The organism is Frigoribacterium sp. SL97, from assembly GCF_026625765.1.
In the GTDB taxonomy this organism is placed as follows: domain Bacteria; phylum Actinomycetota; class Actinomycetes; order Actinomycetales; family Microbacteriaceae; genus Frigoribacterium.
This window is the reverse complement of the sequence record NZ_CP113062.1, coordinates 717,395-733,915: the sequence shown is the minus strand read 5'-3', so window position 1 is coordinate 733,915 and position 16,521 is coordinate 717,395. Positions and strand designations below refer to the sequence as shown.

At 68.7% G+C, this 16,521-nt stretch carries 9 protein-coding genes; 1 reads left to right on the top strand and 8 read right to left on the bottom strand.

Going from position 1 to position 16,521, the window contains the following annotated elements:
• Window positions 1-82: 82 nt before the first annotated feature.
• The 7 genes from OVA02_RS18080 to rpoB form a co-directional block, all read right to left on the bottom strand.
• A complete protein-coding gene (locus OVA02_RS18080; RefSeq protein WP_082460061.1) occupies window positions 83-577 on the bottom strand; it encodes a type II secretion system protein in 495 nt (164 codons plus the stop codon).
• 295 nt (window positions 578-872) lie between these two features.
• A complete protein-coding gene (locus OVA02_RS03555; protein WP_056043602.1) occupies window positions 873-2,105 on the bottom strand; it encodes a type II secretion system F family protein in 1,233 nt (410 codons plus the stop codon).
• Window positions 2,105-4,123, bottom strand: a complete 2,019-nt coding sequence (locus tag OVA02_RS18075) for a type IV pilus twitching motility protein PilT (protein WP_324289769.1) — start codon at window positions 4,121-4,123, stop codon at window positions 2,105-2,107. The genes OVA02_RS03555 and OVA02_RS18075 overlap by 1 nt, the downstream gene beginning before the upstream one ends.
• 46 nt (window positions 4,124-4,169) lie before the next feature.
• Window positions 4,170-5,831: a GspE/PulE family protein gene (locus tag OVA02_RS03545; RefSeq protein WP_056043605.1), complete on the bottom strand. Its 1,662-nt coding sequence runs from the start codon at window positions 5,829-5,831 to the stop codon at window positions 4,170-4,172.
• Between the two features lie 165 nt (window positions 5,832-5,996).
• Window positions 5,997-7,181, bottom strand: coding sequence for a GNAT family N-acetyltransferase (locus tag OVA02_RS03540; RefSeq protein ID WP_056043608.1), 1,185 nt, complete (start codon window positions 7,179-7,181; stop codon window positions 5,997-5,999).
• A 195-nt stretch (window positions 7,182-7,376) separates the two neighbouring features.
• Window positions 7,377-11,258: a DNA-directed RNA polymerase subunit beta' gene (locus OVA02_RS03535; protein ID WP_056043611.1), complete on the bottom strand. Its 3,882-nt coding sequence runs from the start codon at window positions 11,256-11,258 to the stop codon at window positions 7,377-7,379.
• Window positions 11,259-11,307: 49 nt separating this feature from the next.
• Window positions 11,308-14,799: a DNA-directed RNA polymerase subunit beta gene (gene rpoB / locus OVA02_RS03530; protein WP_056043614.1), complete on the bottom strand. Its 3,492-nt coding sequence runs from the start codon at window positions 14,797-14,799 to the stop codon at window positions 11,308-11,310.
• 320 nt (window positions 14,800-15,119) lie between these two features.
• Between rpoB and OVA02_RS03525 the strand changes: the two genes are divergently transcribed.
• The gene (locus OVA02_RS03525) at window positions 15,120-15,977 is read left to right on the top strand and encodes a spermidine synthase (protein ID WP_123571300.1); all 858 of its coding nucleotides are present in this window, start codon (window positions 15,120-15,122) and stop codon (window positions 15,975-15,977) included.
• Window positions 15,978-16,266: 289 nt separating this feature from the next.
• On the opposite strand, the gene csrA is transcribed toward OVA02_RS03525, so the two are convergent.
• Window positions 16,267-16,515 (bottom strand): carbon storage regulator CsrA, encoded by a 249-nt coding sequence (gene csrA, locus OVA02_RS03520; protein ID WP_056043620.1) that lies wholly within the window; start codon window positions 16,513-16,515, stop codon window positions 16,267-16,269.
• Between the last annotated feature and the right edge of the window lie 6 nt (window positions 16,516-16,521).

Genomic DNA, 16,521 nt, shown 5'->3' with positions numbered 1-16,521 from the left:
CCGGTCGGGTCGAGGGTGGAACTCTTGTGGGTTGCAGAGATGAGCGGCGCGGGGGCAGATCCCCCGCGCCGCCCAGTCCGTACTACGGCGTGGTAGCGGCGCTCGGAGCGGCGAAGGCACCGGCAGAGGTGCAGGTTCCCTTGTCCACGCCAGATCGGTCGCTGGCGGCGAACGTGTCTCCACCGGTCCCCGTCCGCGGTGCCGACACACAGAAAGCGGTCTTGTCGGTCGAGACCACCAGCGTGATGGCGCCCGTGTTCGACCCCTTGGTCAGGCCAGCCTTAGCCAGGTCAGCGTTCTGGCCCGTTCCTGCCGGGTCCAGGGTGCCCGCAGTCGGCAGCGCGCCCGTGTTGGTCTGGTAGGCGATGACGGCAGTCTTGGCATTGGTCAGGTCGCTCTTGACCGACGAGTCCTTGGCGTTGTTCTGCACGCCGAGGTACACCGGGATGGCGATCGCGGCGAGGATGCCGATGATGATGACGACGACGAGGAGCTCGATCAGGGTGAAGCCCTTGTCCTTGTCTTCGGTGAGGTTCTGGCGGCGGGCGCTGAGCTTGCCCATGAGGGTGAAGTACATGTCGCTGGTCCTGTTCGATCGGGTGCGGGAGTGATGCCCGGTGAGGGGGTGAGGCGGTCACTGAGCTCCCGCCGAGATCGATGGTGCCACCTGGGAAAGTGCCCCAGAATCCCTTGGAAGGGGGGTTTTGGCCTGCGACACGGCCCCAGTTCGGGTATCCCCCGAAGGGCCGGAAATCGCTGGTCAACACCCGTTTGCGGGGTAGACCGCACGGTCGCCGGACGTCCGGGACGAGAAGGAGGCGCGAGCCGGCCTCGTGAGCCGGCCCGCGCCTCCTGCGGGGGTGCCTGGTGCGTTACTTGATCAGCGAGGTGATCTGGAAGATGGGCAGGTACAGCGCCACGATCATGCCGCCGACGACGACGCCGAGGAAGGCGATCAGGAGGGGCTCGATCAGGGCCGTCAGCGACTCGGTCGTCGACTTGACCTCTTGGTCGTAGAAGTCCGCGACCTTCTCGAGCATCGTCTGCAGCGAACCCGAGTCCTCGCCGACCGAGATCATCTGCGTGACCATCGACGGGAAGACGCCCGACTCGGTCAGCGGGCCGGCGATGGACTCGCCCTGCCGCACCGACTCGGCGACCTTGACCAGCGCCTCCTCGAGCACGTAGTTGCCCGACACCTCGCCCACGATGCGCAGGGCGGTGAGGATGGGCACGCCGGCGCCGATCATGTTCGAGAAGTTGCGGCTGAACCGCGCGATCGCGATCTTCCGGAACAGTGCACCGAAGACGGGCAGCTTCAGCTTCAGCGGGTCGAGGAACGCCCGCACCTTGACCGAGTTCTTGTTCGTCCGCCACCAGATCGAGAACGCGATCCCCACGACGATGCCGGCCGGCACGACGTACGGCATCGCCCGCGAGGCGTAGACGAGCATCATCGTCGGCAACGGCAGCTGACCGCCGAGGTTGGTGAACATGTCCTGGAAGATCGGGACGATGAACAGCAGCATGATGACGACCGCGACGAGCGACATCACGAGCACGACGACGGGGTAGGTCATGGCGGACTTGATCGTCGACCGCAGCGCCACCTCCTTCTCGAAGTTCTCGGCCGTCGACTCGAGCGCCTTGTCGAGGAACCCGCCGGTCTCGCCCGCCTTGATCATGTTGATCATCAGCGGCGGGAAGTCCTTGTCGTGCTTGCCGACCGCGTCCGAGAACGAGACGCCGGTCTCGACGTCGTCGCGCACCTCGGCCATGATCTTGGCCAGCCGCTTGTTGTCGACCTGGTCGGCGAGGATCGTCAGGGTGCGCAGCAGCGACAGCCCCGAACCGATCATGGTCGCCATCTGGCGCGACATGACCGCGATGTCCTTCATCTTGACCGCACGGTCGCCGAGCCCGGGGATCGACACCTCGCGCTGCAGGCCGGTGCCGGCACCCGCCTCGCTGATCGAGATCGGCTGCACGCCCATCGTGCGGAGGCGGGTGATGACCGCGCCCTCGCTCGACGCGTCGACCTTGCCCTTGACGACCTTGCCGGCCCCGTCACGCCCCTTGTAGGCGTAGGCGACTGCCCCGGCCATCAGGCGGCCCCGCCCGAGAACGAGTCGCCGAAGTCGATGCCGCTGTCGAGCCCCTGGCTCTCGGACTTGTTGATCACTCGCGTCACGAGGCGGTCGAACCCTTCACGGTCGTGCACCTTCTCCATCGCGGCCTTGTGCGTCACGACGCCGGTGTTCACCAGGTCGGCGAGCTTCTGGTCCATCGTGTGCATGCCGAGGTCCCGGCCCGCCTGCATCGACGAGGCGATCTGGTACGTCTTGCCCTCGCGCACGAGGTTGCCGATCGCCGGGGTCATCATCATGATCTCGGTCGCCACGACCCGGCCGCGGCCGCTGGCCTTGGGCAGCAGCGTCTGGCAGACGACGCCCTGCAGCGTCGAGGCGAGCTGGGTGCGCACCTGGTCCTGCTGGTACGGCGGGAACACGTCGATGACGCGGTCGATGGTCTGCGCCGCGCTCTGCGTGTGCAGCGTCGCGAAGACGAGGTGGCCGGTCTCGGCGGCGGTCAGCGCGACCGAGATGGTCTCGAGGTCGCGGAGCTCGCCGATGAGGATGACGTCGGGGTCCTGCCGCAGCACGTGTTTGAGCGCCGCCGCGAAGCTGTGGGTGTCGTGCCCGACCTCTCGCTGGTTCACGAGCGACTTCTTGTGCTGGTGCATGAACTCGATCGGGTCCTCGACCGTCACGATGTGGTCGGCCCGCGTGCGGTTGACGAGGTCGATCAGCGCCGCGAGGGTCGTCGACTTGCCCGAACCCGTGGGGCCCGTGACGAGCACGAGACCGCGCGGGAGCTTGGCGAAGGTCGACACCGACTCGGGCACGCCCAGGTCGCCGAGCTGCTTGATCTCGGTGGGGATCAACCGGAAAGCCGCCCCCAACGAGCCGCGCTGCTGGTAGAAGTTCACGCGGAAACGCGACTCGTCCGAGAGCGAGTAGGCGAAGTCGAGCTCGAGCTCCTCGTCGAAGCGCTGCTGCTGCTCGGGCGTGAGCAGGCTCTCCAGCGCCGTGCGGACGATGGCCGCGTCCCAGACCGTACCGCCGGAGAGGGCGGGTCGGAGGTCGCCGTCGACGCGGATCGTGGGCATGGCGTCGGTGGTGACGTGCAGGTCGGAGGCGTTCTGCAGCACGACCTGGATCAGCGCCGAGACGAGCCCGGCGTGCGCGTGGTCGCGCGGGTGGCGGTGCAGCTCGATGCCGTGGAAGTCGGCCGCGTCCTCGGCCGTCGCGAGGACGGCGGTCGGCGCGTCGGCGGCGACGTGCTGCGGAGCCGGAGCGTCCCAGGGGGCCGTCGCGGTCGGGCCGGCCGAGGCGCCGGCAGGGCTCGGCAGGACGACGCCCTCGGCGGCGAACGGCGAGGACGACGCGAGCGACGCGGACGCGGCCGTCGTGCTGGCCGTGGTGCCGACCGCGGCCGTGTCCGCGACGGCGGGGGCGGGGGCGGCGAGGTCCGTCGCGGAACCGGCCCGCGCCTCCTGCAGGGGGGACGCCTGAGCCCGGGAGGCGCGGATCGGCTCCTCGAAGCGCGGGTCGACCCAGCCGGGTCGCGGCGTCGACGGGAGCACGTGGCCGGCGGGGGGCGGGCTGAGCGGTGCTGGGGCTGCTGCCGCGGGCGACGGGGCCACGGAGGAGGGCGCGGAGACCGACGACGGGGCCACGGCCGATCGGGGCAGGACGGGCGAGGGGCCGGTGTCGGGGACGAGCAGGGCCTCCTGGTCGGCGAGCGCGGCCTTGTCGACCAGCGCCTCGGCCAGCCGCGCGGCGCGACGACTCGAGGGGGCACGCGTGGGCGTCCAGCCCATGACCGGGTCCTGGCCTCCGTCGAGGCTGTAGACGGGGCCCGTCGCGGCACCGCCGGGCGACGCGGGAGCGGACGGGAACGGCGACGCGTCGGCCGGAGCCGTCGACGACGCGGTCGCGGAGCCGGTCGCGGTCGCGGTGGCGGACCGGACCTCGTTGCCCGGACGGCCCGGCGTCCACCCCGCGAGGGCGGCGTCCTCGGCGGCTGCGTCGTCGGGGATGTCGTAGATCGAAGCGCTCATGAGAGGGGCTCCTCGTGGTCGGTCCGGGCTCGGCCGGAGGCGGGCGTCACGCGACGACCCGCAGGATCTCTTCGACGCTGGTGAGGCCGAGCTTGGCCTTCTCCCATCCGTCCTGACGCAGGCTCAACATGCCCTGCTCGCGGGCGACCCGGCCGATCTCGGCGCTGGACGCACGGCTCACCGCGAGCCGCTCGATGTCCTCGGAGACGCTCATCACCTCGTGCAGCGCGATGCGGCCGCGGTAGCCCGTGTTCGAGCACTGCTGGCAGCCCACCGGCTGGTACACCGTGGGGTTCTCGTCGGGCTCGACCCGGAACTTCAGGTGCGCCAGCTGCAACGGGGAGTAGGCCGTGGGCGTCTTGCACCGGTCGCAGAGCCGGCGCGCGAGGCGCTGGGCGACGACGCAGTCGATGGCCGACCCGACGAGGAAGGGCTCGATGCCCATCTCGGTGAGTCGGGTGATCGCGCTCGGGGCGTCGTTCGTGTGCAACGTGCTCAACACGAGGTGGCCGGTCAGCGACGCCTCGATCGCGATCTGCGCCGTCTCGTGGTCGCGGATCTCGCCGAGCAGGACGACGTCGGGGTCGGACCGCAGGATGCTGCGGAGCGCACTCGCGAAGGTCAGGCCCGCCTTGGGGTTGACCTGCACCTGGTTGATGCCCTTCATCCGGTACTCGACCGGGTCCTCGACCGTGATGACGTTGATCTCGGGACGGGCGACGGCGTTCAGCGTCGTGTACAGCGTCGTCGACTTGCCGGAACCCGTGGGGCCGGTGACGAGGATCATGCCGTAGGGCTTCGAGTACGACTCGGCGTAGACGTCGAAGTTGCGCTCGAGCAGGTTGAGGTCGCGCAGGCTCATCGAGGTGTTCGAGTTGTCGAGGATGCGCATCACGACCTTCTCGCCCCAGACGGTCGGCAGCGTCGCCACCCGCAGGTCGATCTGCCGGCCGCCGTGGCGGACCGACATGCGGCCGTCCTGCGGCTTGCGGCGCTCGGCGATGTCGATCTCGCTCATGATCTTGAGGCGCGAGATCACGCCGTTCTGGATCGCCTTGGGCGCCGGCTGCATCTCGTGCAGCACGCCGTCGATGCGGTACCGGATGCGCACGTCGGTCTCGGACGGCTCGATGTGGATGTCGGAGGCGTGGTCGGTGATCGCCTGGCTGACGAGCAGGTTGACGAACCGGACGATCGGCACGTCGTCGTCGGGGCCGTCCGTGATGTCGGCCGCCGTCTCGTGTGCCCTCTCCTCTTCGAGGGTCGACGTCAGGTCGTTCAGCTCGTCGTCGGCACGCAGGTACCGGTCGATGGCGGCGCGCAGGTCGTTCTTCTCGGCGACGACGGGGTCGACGCCCATGCGCAGGCCGGCGCGGACGTCGTCGATGGCGAAGACGTCGCCCGGGTCCTCCATGGCGAGGATCAACGCACCGTCGCGCACGCCGATCGGCAGGACCTTGTGCCGTCGGCACACGGCCGCGGGCACCATCGTCACGGCCGAGCGGTCGACCGGGTAGTCGATCAGCTCGACGAAGTCGAGGTCGGCGGCGGTGGCCCGGGCCCTCGCCACCTGCATCTCGGTGACGACGCCCCGCGAGAGGAGGTCGCGGATGGACGCCTCTTCCTCGGCAGGGCCGCGCGGGATCACGTCGAGCTGCTCGATCGGCAACAGCCCGTGCAAGATCAGGATCTCGGTCATGGAAGCCACGCGTACCTCCTCGGAAGTACAGGGCCTCGGGGGTAGGACGACGAGGCCGTTCGACGCTCGGGGTCGGGTCCGAGCTTGCCTCACGCTACGGTGGCGACGCCGTCGGCGGCACGTCCCAGAGCGGGTGCCCCTCGAAGGGGTGCGCCGGTCGCCCCCCGGTCGGACTCAGTAGGCGCGGACCACCGTGGCGGAGCGCCTCGCGGCGACGAACCCGGCCCGGTCGTAGAGCCCCAGGGCGCCCGTCGGGCTCACGGAGTCGACGTCGAGCACGGTGACCTCGAGCCCCTCGGCGACGTGCGCCTCCAGCGTCGACGCGAGCAGGGACTGCGCGAGGTGTCGTCCCCGCCAGGAGCGCCGGACGCCGACGTACTCGACGTAGGCGCACCGCCGCCCCAGGGCCGCCCAGTCCTCGGGGTCGACGTCGCTCAGCACGAACGCGACGACCTGCTCGGCGGCCTCGGGGTCGTCGAGGGGACGGGCGACGGCCAGCAGCGAGAGGTCCTGCCGGAACGTGCCGGCACCGACCATCCGCCCCCATCGCTCCTCGCTCGTCGGCTGGCTGCCCCAGTGGTCACGGAAGGCGTCGTTGCGGGCCTGGCGCGTCGCCTCGACCCACTCGTCGGTCATCGTGACCAGGCGGACGGCCGGGTCGAGCGCGACGCGCTCGACCGGTTCCGTCAGGTCGCGCCGCAGCTCGGTCCACCACCGCGACTCGTCGAACCCCGCCCGACGGAACGCCGCCCGCGTGGCGAGGGCGTCCTCCTCGACGTCGGTCACGAGACCGGCCGGCAGCACCTCGTCACAGGTGGCCAGGTGCTGCTCGCCCCGGACCCGTTGCCAGTCCAGGAGGCGGCGACCGAGACCCTCGCCGCGTCGGCCGGGGTCGACACCGCCGGGGACCCCCACCCGCACGAGGCTGACCCGCGTCGGGCCGAGGTGGCTGAGGCCCCAGGCGACGAAGCGGCCGTCGGCGTCCACCCCGACGATGCTGTCCCGCACGAGGTCGATGCCGGGCGACGTGAGGTCGTCACGCACGACCTCGAGCGCATGGCCGCGGTCGGGGTGGTCGACCGACCCCATGCGGGCACAGAGCGCGTGCAGGGGCACGAGGTCGTCGAGGGTGAGCGGTCGCCAGGTGACACCGGCGACGGGCTCCGGTGACGCCACGACGTCGGGTGCCGTCACCCGCTCGCGGACGGGGCGGTCGGCCGTGCCGATGCCGACCCCCTCGGCGGCCTCGCCTCGGGCGACGACGACCGGGGGCGGTGTGGCCGGTGCTCCGACGGCGGCGGCAGTGGCGGCGACGCCGGTCGTCAGGGTGGCGGTCTCGTCGGGCTGGTCGTCAGGCATCCCTCCATCCTGCCGGGTCGGCTCCCGCCGTCGCCTCAGCCCGACGGGGGAACACCCGCTCGCGTCGCCGCTCGGACCGGGAGGGGACGACGAAGGGCCCCGGTCCGCACGGAGTGCGAGCCGGGGCCCTTCGAGGTGAGGCCCTCAGGAGGCGCGGTGGGGGTCAGACCCTCACCGCGCCTCCTGACGGGATTCTCAGTTGTAGGTGCCGGGGGTGAAGTCGTCCGACGAGAAGGAGTCGAAGTCCACGAAGCTCAGGTCGGCTTCGTTGAACGACGCGTCGTCGGTGAAGACGCGGTTGGGGTACCGCTCCGCCTTCGCTTCTTCCGTCGCCTCGACCGACACGTCGCGGTAACGCGACAGGCCGGTGCCCGCGGGGATGAGCTTTCCGATGATGACGTTCTCCTTCAGACCGACCAGCGGGTCGCTCTTGCCTTCCATGGCGGCCTGCGTCAGGACGCGGGTCGTCTCCTGGAAGGACGCGGCGGACAGCCACGACTCGGTCGCCAGCGAGGCCTTCGTGATGCCCATGACCTCTTGACGAGCGGACGCGGTCCGCTTGCCCTCGGTCAGTGCCGCACGGTTGATCTCGTTGTACTTCGACCGGTCGACGAGCTCACCGGGCAGCAGGTCGGTGTCGGCGTGGTCGACGACGGTGACCTTGCGGAGCATCTGACGGACGATGACCTCGATGTGCTTGTCGTGGATCGGCACGCCCTGCGAGCGGTAGACGTCCTGGACGCCACCCACGAGGTGCTGCTGCACCGCACGGACGCCCTTGACGCGCAGGACCTCTTTCGGGTCCACCGCACCGGCGATGATCTGCTCACCGAGCTCGACGTGCTGACCGTCCTCGACGAGGAGGGTCGAACGCTTGAGCACGGGGTAGATCACTTCTTCGTCGCCGTTGTCGGGCTGCAGGATGACGCGGCGAGCCTTGTCGGTGTCCTCGATCGTGATGCGACCGGCCGAGTCGGCGATCGGGGACGCACCCTTGGGGGTACGCGCCTCGAACAGCTCGGTCACGCGGGGCAGACCCTGCGTGATGTCGTCGGCCGAGGCCGAACCACCGGTGTGGAAGGTACGCATGGTCAGCTGCGTGCCGGGCTCACCGATCGACTGGGCCGCGATGATGCCGACGGCCTCACCGATGTCGACCAGGTTGCCGGTGGCCAGCGAGCGGCCGTAGCACTGGGCGCAGACACCGACGGCGGCCTCGCAGGTGAGGACGGAGCGGACCTTGATGGTCTCGACACCGGCCGCCACGAGCTCGTCGATCAGGACGTCTCCGACGTCGGCGCCGGCCTCGGCCAGCACCGTGCCCTTCGCGTCCACCGCGGCAGCCGCGAGCGACCGTGCGAACACGGTGTTCTCGACGGTCGCGTCGCGCACCATGACGCCGTTGGCGTCGGGTGCGGCGATCGGCATCTCGAGGCCACGCGAGGTGCCGCAGTCGTCCTCACGGATGATGACGTCCTGCGACACGTCGACGAGACGACGGGTCAGGTACCCCGAGTCGGCCGTACGGAGGGCCGTGTCGGCCAGACCCTTGCGGGCACCGTGCGTCGCGATGAAGTACTCGGCCACCGACAGACCCTCACGGTACGAGGAGATGATCGGGCGGGGGATGATGTCACCCTTCGGGTTGTTCACCAGGCCTCGCATGCCGGCGATGTTGCGCACCTGCAGCCAGTTACCACGAGCACCCGACGTCACCATGCGGTTGATGGTGTTGTCGATCGGGAAGTTCGCGCGCATCTCGGCGGCGACCTCGTTCGTGGCCTCCGTCCAGATCTTGATCAGGTCGGCGCGACGCTCGGCGTCCGAGATCAAGCCCTTGTCGAACTCGGACTGCACGGCGGCGGCCTGCTTCTCGTAACCCGCGACGATCTCGGGCTTGCGCGGAGGCGTGAGCACGTCGGACAGCGCGACGGTGACACCCGAACGCGAGGCCCAGTAGAAGCCCGCGTCCTTGATGTTGTCGAGTGCCGCCGCGACGGCGACCTTCGGGTAGCGCTCGGCGAGGTCGTTGACGATCGTCGAGAGCATGCCCTTGTCGGTCACCTGCTGGACGAACGGGTAGTCCGCCGGCAGGTTCTCGTTGAAGAGCGCGCGACCGAGGGTCGTCTCGAGCAGGATGTCCTGCCCGACCTCGTAGCCCTCGGGAGCCTCGCCCTCGGCGAAGTGCACGCCGTTCATGCGGATCTTGACCATCGCGTTGAGGTCGAGCGTGCCCTGGTCCTTCGCGAGGATCGCCTCGGCGACCGACGAGAAGGCTCGGCCTTCACCCTCGGCACCCTCGGTGACCGTCGTGAGGTAGTGCAGACCGATGATCATGTCCTGTGCGGGCAGGGTCACCGGACGGCCGTCGGACGGCTTCAGGATGTTGTTCGACGCGAGCATCAGGATGCGCGCCTCGGCCTGGGCCTCGACGGACAGCGGCAGGTGCACGGCCATCTGGTCACCGTCGAAGTCGGCGTTGAACGCCGCGCAGACGAGCGGGTGCAGCTGGATGGCCTTGCCCTCGACCAGCTGGGGCTCGAACGCCTGGATGCCGAGACGGTGCAGCGTGGGCGCACGGTTCAGCAGCACGGGGCGCTCGCGGATGATCTCTTCGAGGACGTCCCAGACCTGCGGGCGCGAACGCTCGACCATGCGCTTGGCCGACTTGATGTTCTGAGCGTGGCTCAGGTCGATCAGGCGCTTGATGACGAACGGCTTGAACAGCTCGAGGGCCATCTGCTTGGGCAGACCGCACTGGTGCAGCTTCAGCGTCGGGCCGACGATGATGACCGAACGACCCGAGTAGTCGACGCGCTTGCCGAGCAGGTTCTGGCGGAAGCGACCCTGCTTTCCCTTGAGCATGTCGCTCAGGGACTTCAGGGCGCGGTTGCCGGTACCCGTGACGGGACGACCGCGACGACCGTTGTCGAACAGGGCGTCGACGGCCTCTTGCAGCATGCGCTTCTCGTTGTTCACGATGATCTCGGGAGCACCGAGGTCGAGCAGGCGACGGAGGCGGTTGTTGCGGTTGATCACGCGACGGTAGAGGTCGTTCAGGTCGCTGGTCGCGAAGCGGCCACCGTCCAATTGCACCATCGGGCGCAGCTCGGGCGGGATGACCGGGACGACGTCGAGGACCATGGCGGCCGGCGAGTTGCCGGTGGCCAGGAACGAGCTCACGACGCGCAGGCGCTTGATGGCGCGGATCTTCTTCTGACCCTTGCCCTCGGAGATCTGCAGGTGGAGGTTCTCGGCCTCGGTGGTGAGGTCGAAGCCCTCGAGGCGCTTCTTGATCGCCTCGGCGCCCATGTGGGCCTCGAAGTAGATGCCGAAGCGGTCCTGCAGCTCGTGGAAGACGGCGTCCTCGGGCTTGAGGTCGCCGACCTTGAGGTTGCGGAAGTCCTCCCAGACGCGCTCGAGGCGGTTGATGTCCTCGTCGAACGACTTGCGCGTCTGCGACATCTCTTTCTCGGCGCCGTCCTTCGCACGACGCTTCTGGTCGCTCTTCGCGCCTTCTTCCTCGAGGACGGCCAGGTCGTCCTCGAGCTTCTGGAGGCGGTCGGCGATGCGCGTGTCGCGCTGCGACTCGAGCTGCTTGATCTCGAGGCGGAGCTCGTTCTCGAGCCCGGGCATGTCGGCGTGACGGCCCTCTTCGTCGATCGAGATGACCATGTAGGCCGCGAAGTAGATGACCTTCTCGAGGTCCTTCGGTGCCATGTCGAGCAGGTAGCCCAAGCGCGAGGGGACGCCCTTGAAGTACCAGATGTGCGTGACGGGAGCGGCGAGCTCGATGTGGCCCATGCGCTCACGACGCACGGACGACTTCGTGACCTCGACGCCGCAGCGCTCGCAGACGATGCCCTTGAAGCGGACGCGCTTGTACTTGCCGCACGCGCACTCCCAGTCACGCGACGGCCCGAAGATCTGCTCTCCGAAGAGGCCGTCCTTCTCGGGCTTCAGCGTGCGGTAGTTGATGGTCTCCGGCTTCTTGACCTCACCGTGCGACCAGGCGCGGATGTTCTCGGCAGTGGCGAGGCCGATCCGCAGCTCATCGAAAGTTGTTGCTTCGATCAAAATTTAATCCCTTGTCAGATGTATCGACGTGTCGTTGTGGGAAGGGGGCTTAGATCTCGTCGACGTTCGACGATTCGAAGCGGGAGGAGATGTTGATGCCGAGCTCTTCGGCGGCACGGAAGACCTCGTCGTCCGTGTCGCGCAGGCTGACCGTCTGGCCGTCGGCCGAGAGGACCTCGACGTTCAGGCAGAGCGACTGCATCTCTTTGATGAGGACCTTGAAGCTCTCGGGGATGCCGGGCTCCTGGATGTTCTCGCCCTTGACGATGGCTTCGTACACCTTCACGCGGCCGAGGATGTCGTCCGACTTGATGGTCAGGAGCTCTTGCAGCGCGTACGCGGCGCCGTAGGCCTCGAGGGCCCAGACCTCCATCTCACCGAAGCGCTGGCCACCGAACTGTGCCTTACCACCCAGCGGCTGCTGCGTGATCATCGAGTACGGGCCCGTCGAACGCGCGTGGATCTTGTCGTCGACGAGGTGGTGCAGCTTCAGGATGTACATGTAACCGACCGAGATCGGGTTCGGGAACGGCTCACCCGAGCGACCGTCGAACAGGCGCGCCTTGCCGGACGAACCGATCAGACGCTCACCGTCGCGGGTCGGCAGGGTCGAGTCGAGCAGACCCTCGATCTCGCGCTCGGCGGCACCGTCGAACACCGGGGTGGCGACCTTCGTGCCGGGAGCGGCGCTGAGCGCCTCTTCGGGCAGGTTCTTCGCCCACTCCTGGACGCCCTCGACGTTCCAGCCCTGCGCCGCGATCCACCCGAGGTGGATCTCGAGCACCTGGCCGAAGTTCATCCGACCGGGGACGCCGAGCGGGTTGAGGATGATGTCGACCGGCGTGCCGTCCGCGAGGAACGGCATGTCCTCGACGGGCAGGATCGTCGAGATGACGCCCTTGTTGCCGTGACGACCGGCGAGCTTGTCGCCCGCCGTGATCTTGCGCTTCTGGGCGATGAAGACGACGACGCGCTGGTTGACGCCCGAGCCGAGTTCGTCGTCGCCGTCTTGCGAGTCGAAGACCTTGACGCCGATGACCGTTCCCTGCTCGCCGTGGGGCACCTTCAGGGACGTGTCGCGGACCTCACGGCTCTTCTCGTTGAAGATCGCGCGCAGCAGGCGCTCTTCGGCGCTGAGCTCGGTCTCGCCCTTGGGCGTGACCTTGCCGACGAGGATGTCGCCGGGGCGCACCTCGGCACCGATGCGGATGATGCCGCGCTCGTCGAGGTCGGCCAGCAGGTCGGGGCTGACGTTGGGGAGATCACGGGTGATCTCCTCCTTGCCGAGCTTCGTGTCGCGGGCGTCGACTTCGTACTCTTCGATGTGGATCGACGAGAGCGTGTCGTCCTTGATGAGGTTCTGCGACAGGATCATCGCGTCCTCGTAGTTGTAGCCCTCCCAGGGCATGAACGCGACGAGCAGGTTCTTGCCGAGCGCGAGCTCGCCGTTCTCGGTCGCGGGACCGTCGGCGATGACCTCGCCGACCTCGACGCGCTGGCCGGCGTCGACGATCACGCGGTGGTTGTAGCTGGCGCCCTGGTTCGAGCGGTCGAACTTGCGCAGGTAGTAGTCCTGCGTGCCGCCGTCGTCGAGCTGGACGGTGACGACGTCGGCCGACACCTCGGAGACCACGCCCGCGGCGTCGGCGGTGACGACGTCACCGGCGTCGATCGCGGTGTAGCCCTCCATGCCGGTGCCGACGAGGGGGCTCTCGCTGCGGACGAGCGGGACGGCCTGACGCTGCATGTTCGCACCCATGAGGGCGCGGTTCGCGTCGTCGTGCTCGAGGAACGGGATCAGCGACGTGGCCACCGACACCATCTGGCGCGGCGAGACGTCCATGTAGTCGACCTCGGCCTTGTCGACGAGCTCGACCTCGCCGCCCTTCTTGCGGACGAGCACCTTGTCGTCGACGAAGTCGAACTTGTCGTCGAGGGGCGCGTTCGCCTGGGCGACGACGTAGTCGTCCTCTTCGGAGGCGGTGAGGTAGTCGATCGTCGTGGTGACGTTGCCCTTCTCCACGCGACGGTAGGGCGTCTCGATGAAGCCGAACGAGTTGATGCGCGCGAAGGACGCGAGCGAGCCGATCAGGCCGATGTTCGGGCCTTCAGGGGTCTCGATCGGGCACATGCGGCCGTAGTGCGAGGGGTGGACGTCGCGGACCTCGACGCCGGCGCGCTCACGCGACAGACCGCCGGGGCCGAGCGCGCTCAGACGACGCTTGTGCGTCAGTCCCGAGAGCGGGTTGTTCTGGTCCATGAACTGCGAGAGCTGCGAGGTGCCGAAGAACTCCTTGATCGCGGCGACGACGGGGCGCACGTTGATCAGGGTCTGCGGCGTGATCGCCTCGATGTCCTGCGTGGTCATGCGCTCACGGACGACGCGCTCCATGCGCGACAGACCGGTGCGGACCTGGTTCTGGATCAGCTCGCCGACCGCGCGGATGCGACGGTTGCCGAAGTGGTCGATGTCGTCGACGTCGAGGCGCAGCTGGACGGGCTCGCCGTCGCGCGTGCCGTTCATCGACTTCTCTTCGGCGTGCAGCGACACGAGGTACTTGATCGTCGCGACGATGTCGTCGACGGTCAGGACCGAGTCGCCCAGGGGCGCGTCGATGCCGAGCTTGCGGTTGATCTTGTAGCGACCCACCTTGGCCAGGTCGTAGCGCTTGTGGTTGAAGTAGAAGTTGTCGAGGAGCGCACGCGCGGCCTCGGCAGCGACCTGCTCGCCCGGACGGAGCTTGCGGTAGATGTCCTTGAGCGCCTCTTCCTTGGTGAGGATGGCGTCCTTCTCGAGGGTGGCCTCGATCGAGGCGAAGCCCTTGAACTCCTCCATGATCTCTTCGCTCGTCAGGCCGAGGGCCTTGAGGAAGACGGTCACGCTCTGCTTGCGCTTGCGGTCGATGCGCACGCCGACCTGGTCGCGCTTGTCGATCTCGAACTCGAGCCAGGCACCACGGCTCGGGATGACGCGAGCCGAGTAGATGTCCTTGTCGCTGGTCTTGTCGGAGGCGCGCTCGAAGTAGACGCCCGGGCTGCGGACGAGCTGCGAGACGACGACACGCTCGGTGCCGTTGATGATGAACGTGCCACGCTCGGTCATGAGCGGGAAGTCGCCCATGAAGACCGTCTGGGTCTTGATCTCACCGGTGAGGTGGTTCATGAACTCGGCGTTCACGTAGAGCGGTGCGGCGTAGGTCTTGCCACGCTCTTTGCACTCGTCGATCGTGTACTTGGGCTCTTCGAGCTCGGGGGCCGTGAACGAGAGCTGCATGGTCTCGCCGAGGTCTTCGATCGGCGAGATCTCTTCGAAGATCTCTTCCAGGCCCGAGTGGAGGGCCAGGTCGGTGCGACCCTGCTCGGTCGCCTCGGCGAGGCGGTCCTTCCAGATGTCGTTGCCGACGAGCCAGTCGAAGCTCTCGGTCTGGAGTGCCAGCAGGTCGGGGACCGTCAGCGTGTCGGTGATCTTGGCGAACGAGAGCCGCGATGCGTTGCGACCGTTCTTGGGTGAGTTGGTGGATGCGTTGTTCGCAGCAGCCAAGGAAGTAACCTCCGTGGACCCCGTCGGGTCATCACTGTCGGACAGTATGTGGTGAGTGAGTGAACGGCCCTACCCGGCGGACACCATCCACCCCGCCGTCATATTCGGGGGTGGGTGTCTCGAGACGTTGTCGACCGCAATATGACGACAGGACGCACGGGGAGCGCAAATGTCCATACTAGGTCGCCCCGGACACGCCTGGCAAGCCCTGTCGTTGACCTTTCGCCCGAGCTTCGGTATAACCCGGGCGCATGCACAGGCATTCCACGGGATCGAGGGCCGCGCGCGCCTCCTCGTCCCCGGGATGGGAGGCTTGGGGCATGGCCGCACAGCACGACGACCCGCCCGTCGAGATCTCGATCGGGGCAGGTCTCGCCCGCGTGGACGAGGACCGGCACCGCCCCGGTTCGTACACCCTCGTCGTCGACGGCACGCCCCAGTCGCACGTCGACCTCGACGACCCGACGCACCTGGCCTTCGAGTACGTCCGGCGCATCGGGCACGCCGTCGACCTGCTGCCCGAGGGGCCGGTCACCGCACTGCACCTCGGCGCCGGCGCCCTGACCCTTCCCCGCTACGTCGAGGCCACCCGACCGGGTTCGCGCCAGCAGGTGATCGAGCTCGAGGCCGACCTCGTGGCCCTGGTGCGAGAGACCCTGCCGCTGCCGCGGGGGGCCTCGATCCGGGTGCGCTACGGCGACGCCCGCGAGGTCATGGTGAAGCTGCCCGCCGGACTGCGCGGCACGGTCGACCTGCTGATCGTCGACGTGTTCGGTGGCTCGCAGATCCCCGCCCACGTCACGTCGCTCGAGTTCTACACGGCGGCGGCCGAGTTCCTGTCGCCGACCGGCATGCTGATCGTCAACTCGGCCGACGGCGCGGGGCTGGCCTTCGCCCGCGGCCAGGCGTCGACCCTCGCGACCGTGTTCGAGCACGTCGTCGCCGTGGCCGACCCCGCGACGCTCAAGGGCCGTCGCTTCGGCAACGTCGTGCTGATCGGTTCGCCGTCGCCGCTGCCGACCGACCGCATGCCCCGGCTCTACTCGTCGGACCCGCTGCCGGCCAAGGTCGTCCACGGCCGTGAGCTGCGCGACTTCGTCGCCGGGGCGCCCGTCGTCACCGACGCGACGGCCGTGCCCTCGCCCGAGCCGTCACGGAGCGTGTTCGGGGCGCGCTGACGACGCCCCGGTCGAGCCAGTGGGCCGCCCCCGTGGCGCCCACGACGGCGGCCGAGGCGAGGGGCGCGACAGGTGAGAAGAACACGAGCCACAGTGCCGCGACTACTCAGAACCGTCAGAGGCTGCGGTTCTCTCCGGCATCCCGCCACGATGTGGACACGACGCCAGGCGAAAAGGTGGCGCTGTGTCCATCGTGGCGGCGTGAGGGCACGGCGGCGGGGCGGCACGAGCGGCGCCGCGGCACGAGGCCAGAGCGGCCGGGCCAGGTGCGGAGGGGCCGCGCGGCGGGCTACTGGTCGGCGCGGGGGGCGGGGGCGCCGAGGGCGGCACGCAGGCGGGCCTCGGCGTCGTCGGGGGCCTTCGACGCCTCGACGTTGGCCTCGGTCACGGCCTTGATGACCTCTTCGCGCTGGATCTTGACCCCGCGCGGTGCGTCGATCCCGATGCGCACGCCGTCGCCACGGGAGTCGAGCACCGTGATGACGATGTCGTCGCCGATCACGATGCGTTCTCCGACCTTGCGTGTCAGCACCAGCATCGGACC

Bases quoted from the DNA above. Each gene is read 5' to 3' on its own strand.
- OVA02_RS18080 (WP_082460061.1), bottom strand. From the start codon at position 577: ATGTACTTCACCCTCATGGGCAAGCTCAGCGCCCGCCGCCAGAACCTC.
- OVA02_RS03555 (WP_056043602.1), bottom strand. From the start codon at position 2,105: ATGGCCGGGGCAGTCGCCTACGCCTACAAGGGGCGTGACGGGGCCGGC.
- OVA02_RS18075 (WP_324289769.1), bottom strand. From the start codon at position 4,123: ATGAGCGCTTCGATCTACGACATCCCCGACGACGCAGCCGCCGAGGAC.
- OVA02_RS03540 (WP_056043608.1), bottom strand. From the start codon at position 7,181: ATGCCTGACGACCAGCCCGACGAGACCGCCACCCTGACGACCGGCGTC.
- OVA02_RS03525 (WP_123571300.1), top strand. From the start codon at position 15,120: ATGGCCGCACAGCACGACGACCCGCCCGTCGAGATCTCGATCGGGGCA.
- csrA (WP_056043620.1), bottom strand. From the start codon at position 16,515: ATGCTGGTGCTGACACGCAAGGTCGGAGAACGCATCGTGATCGGCGAC.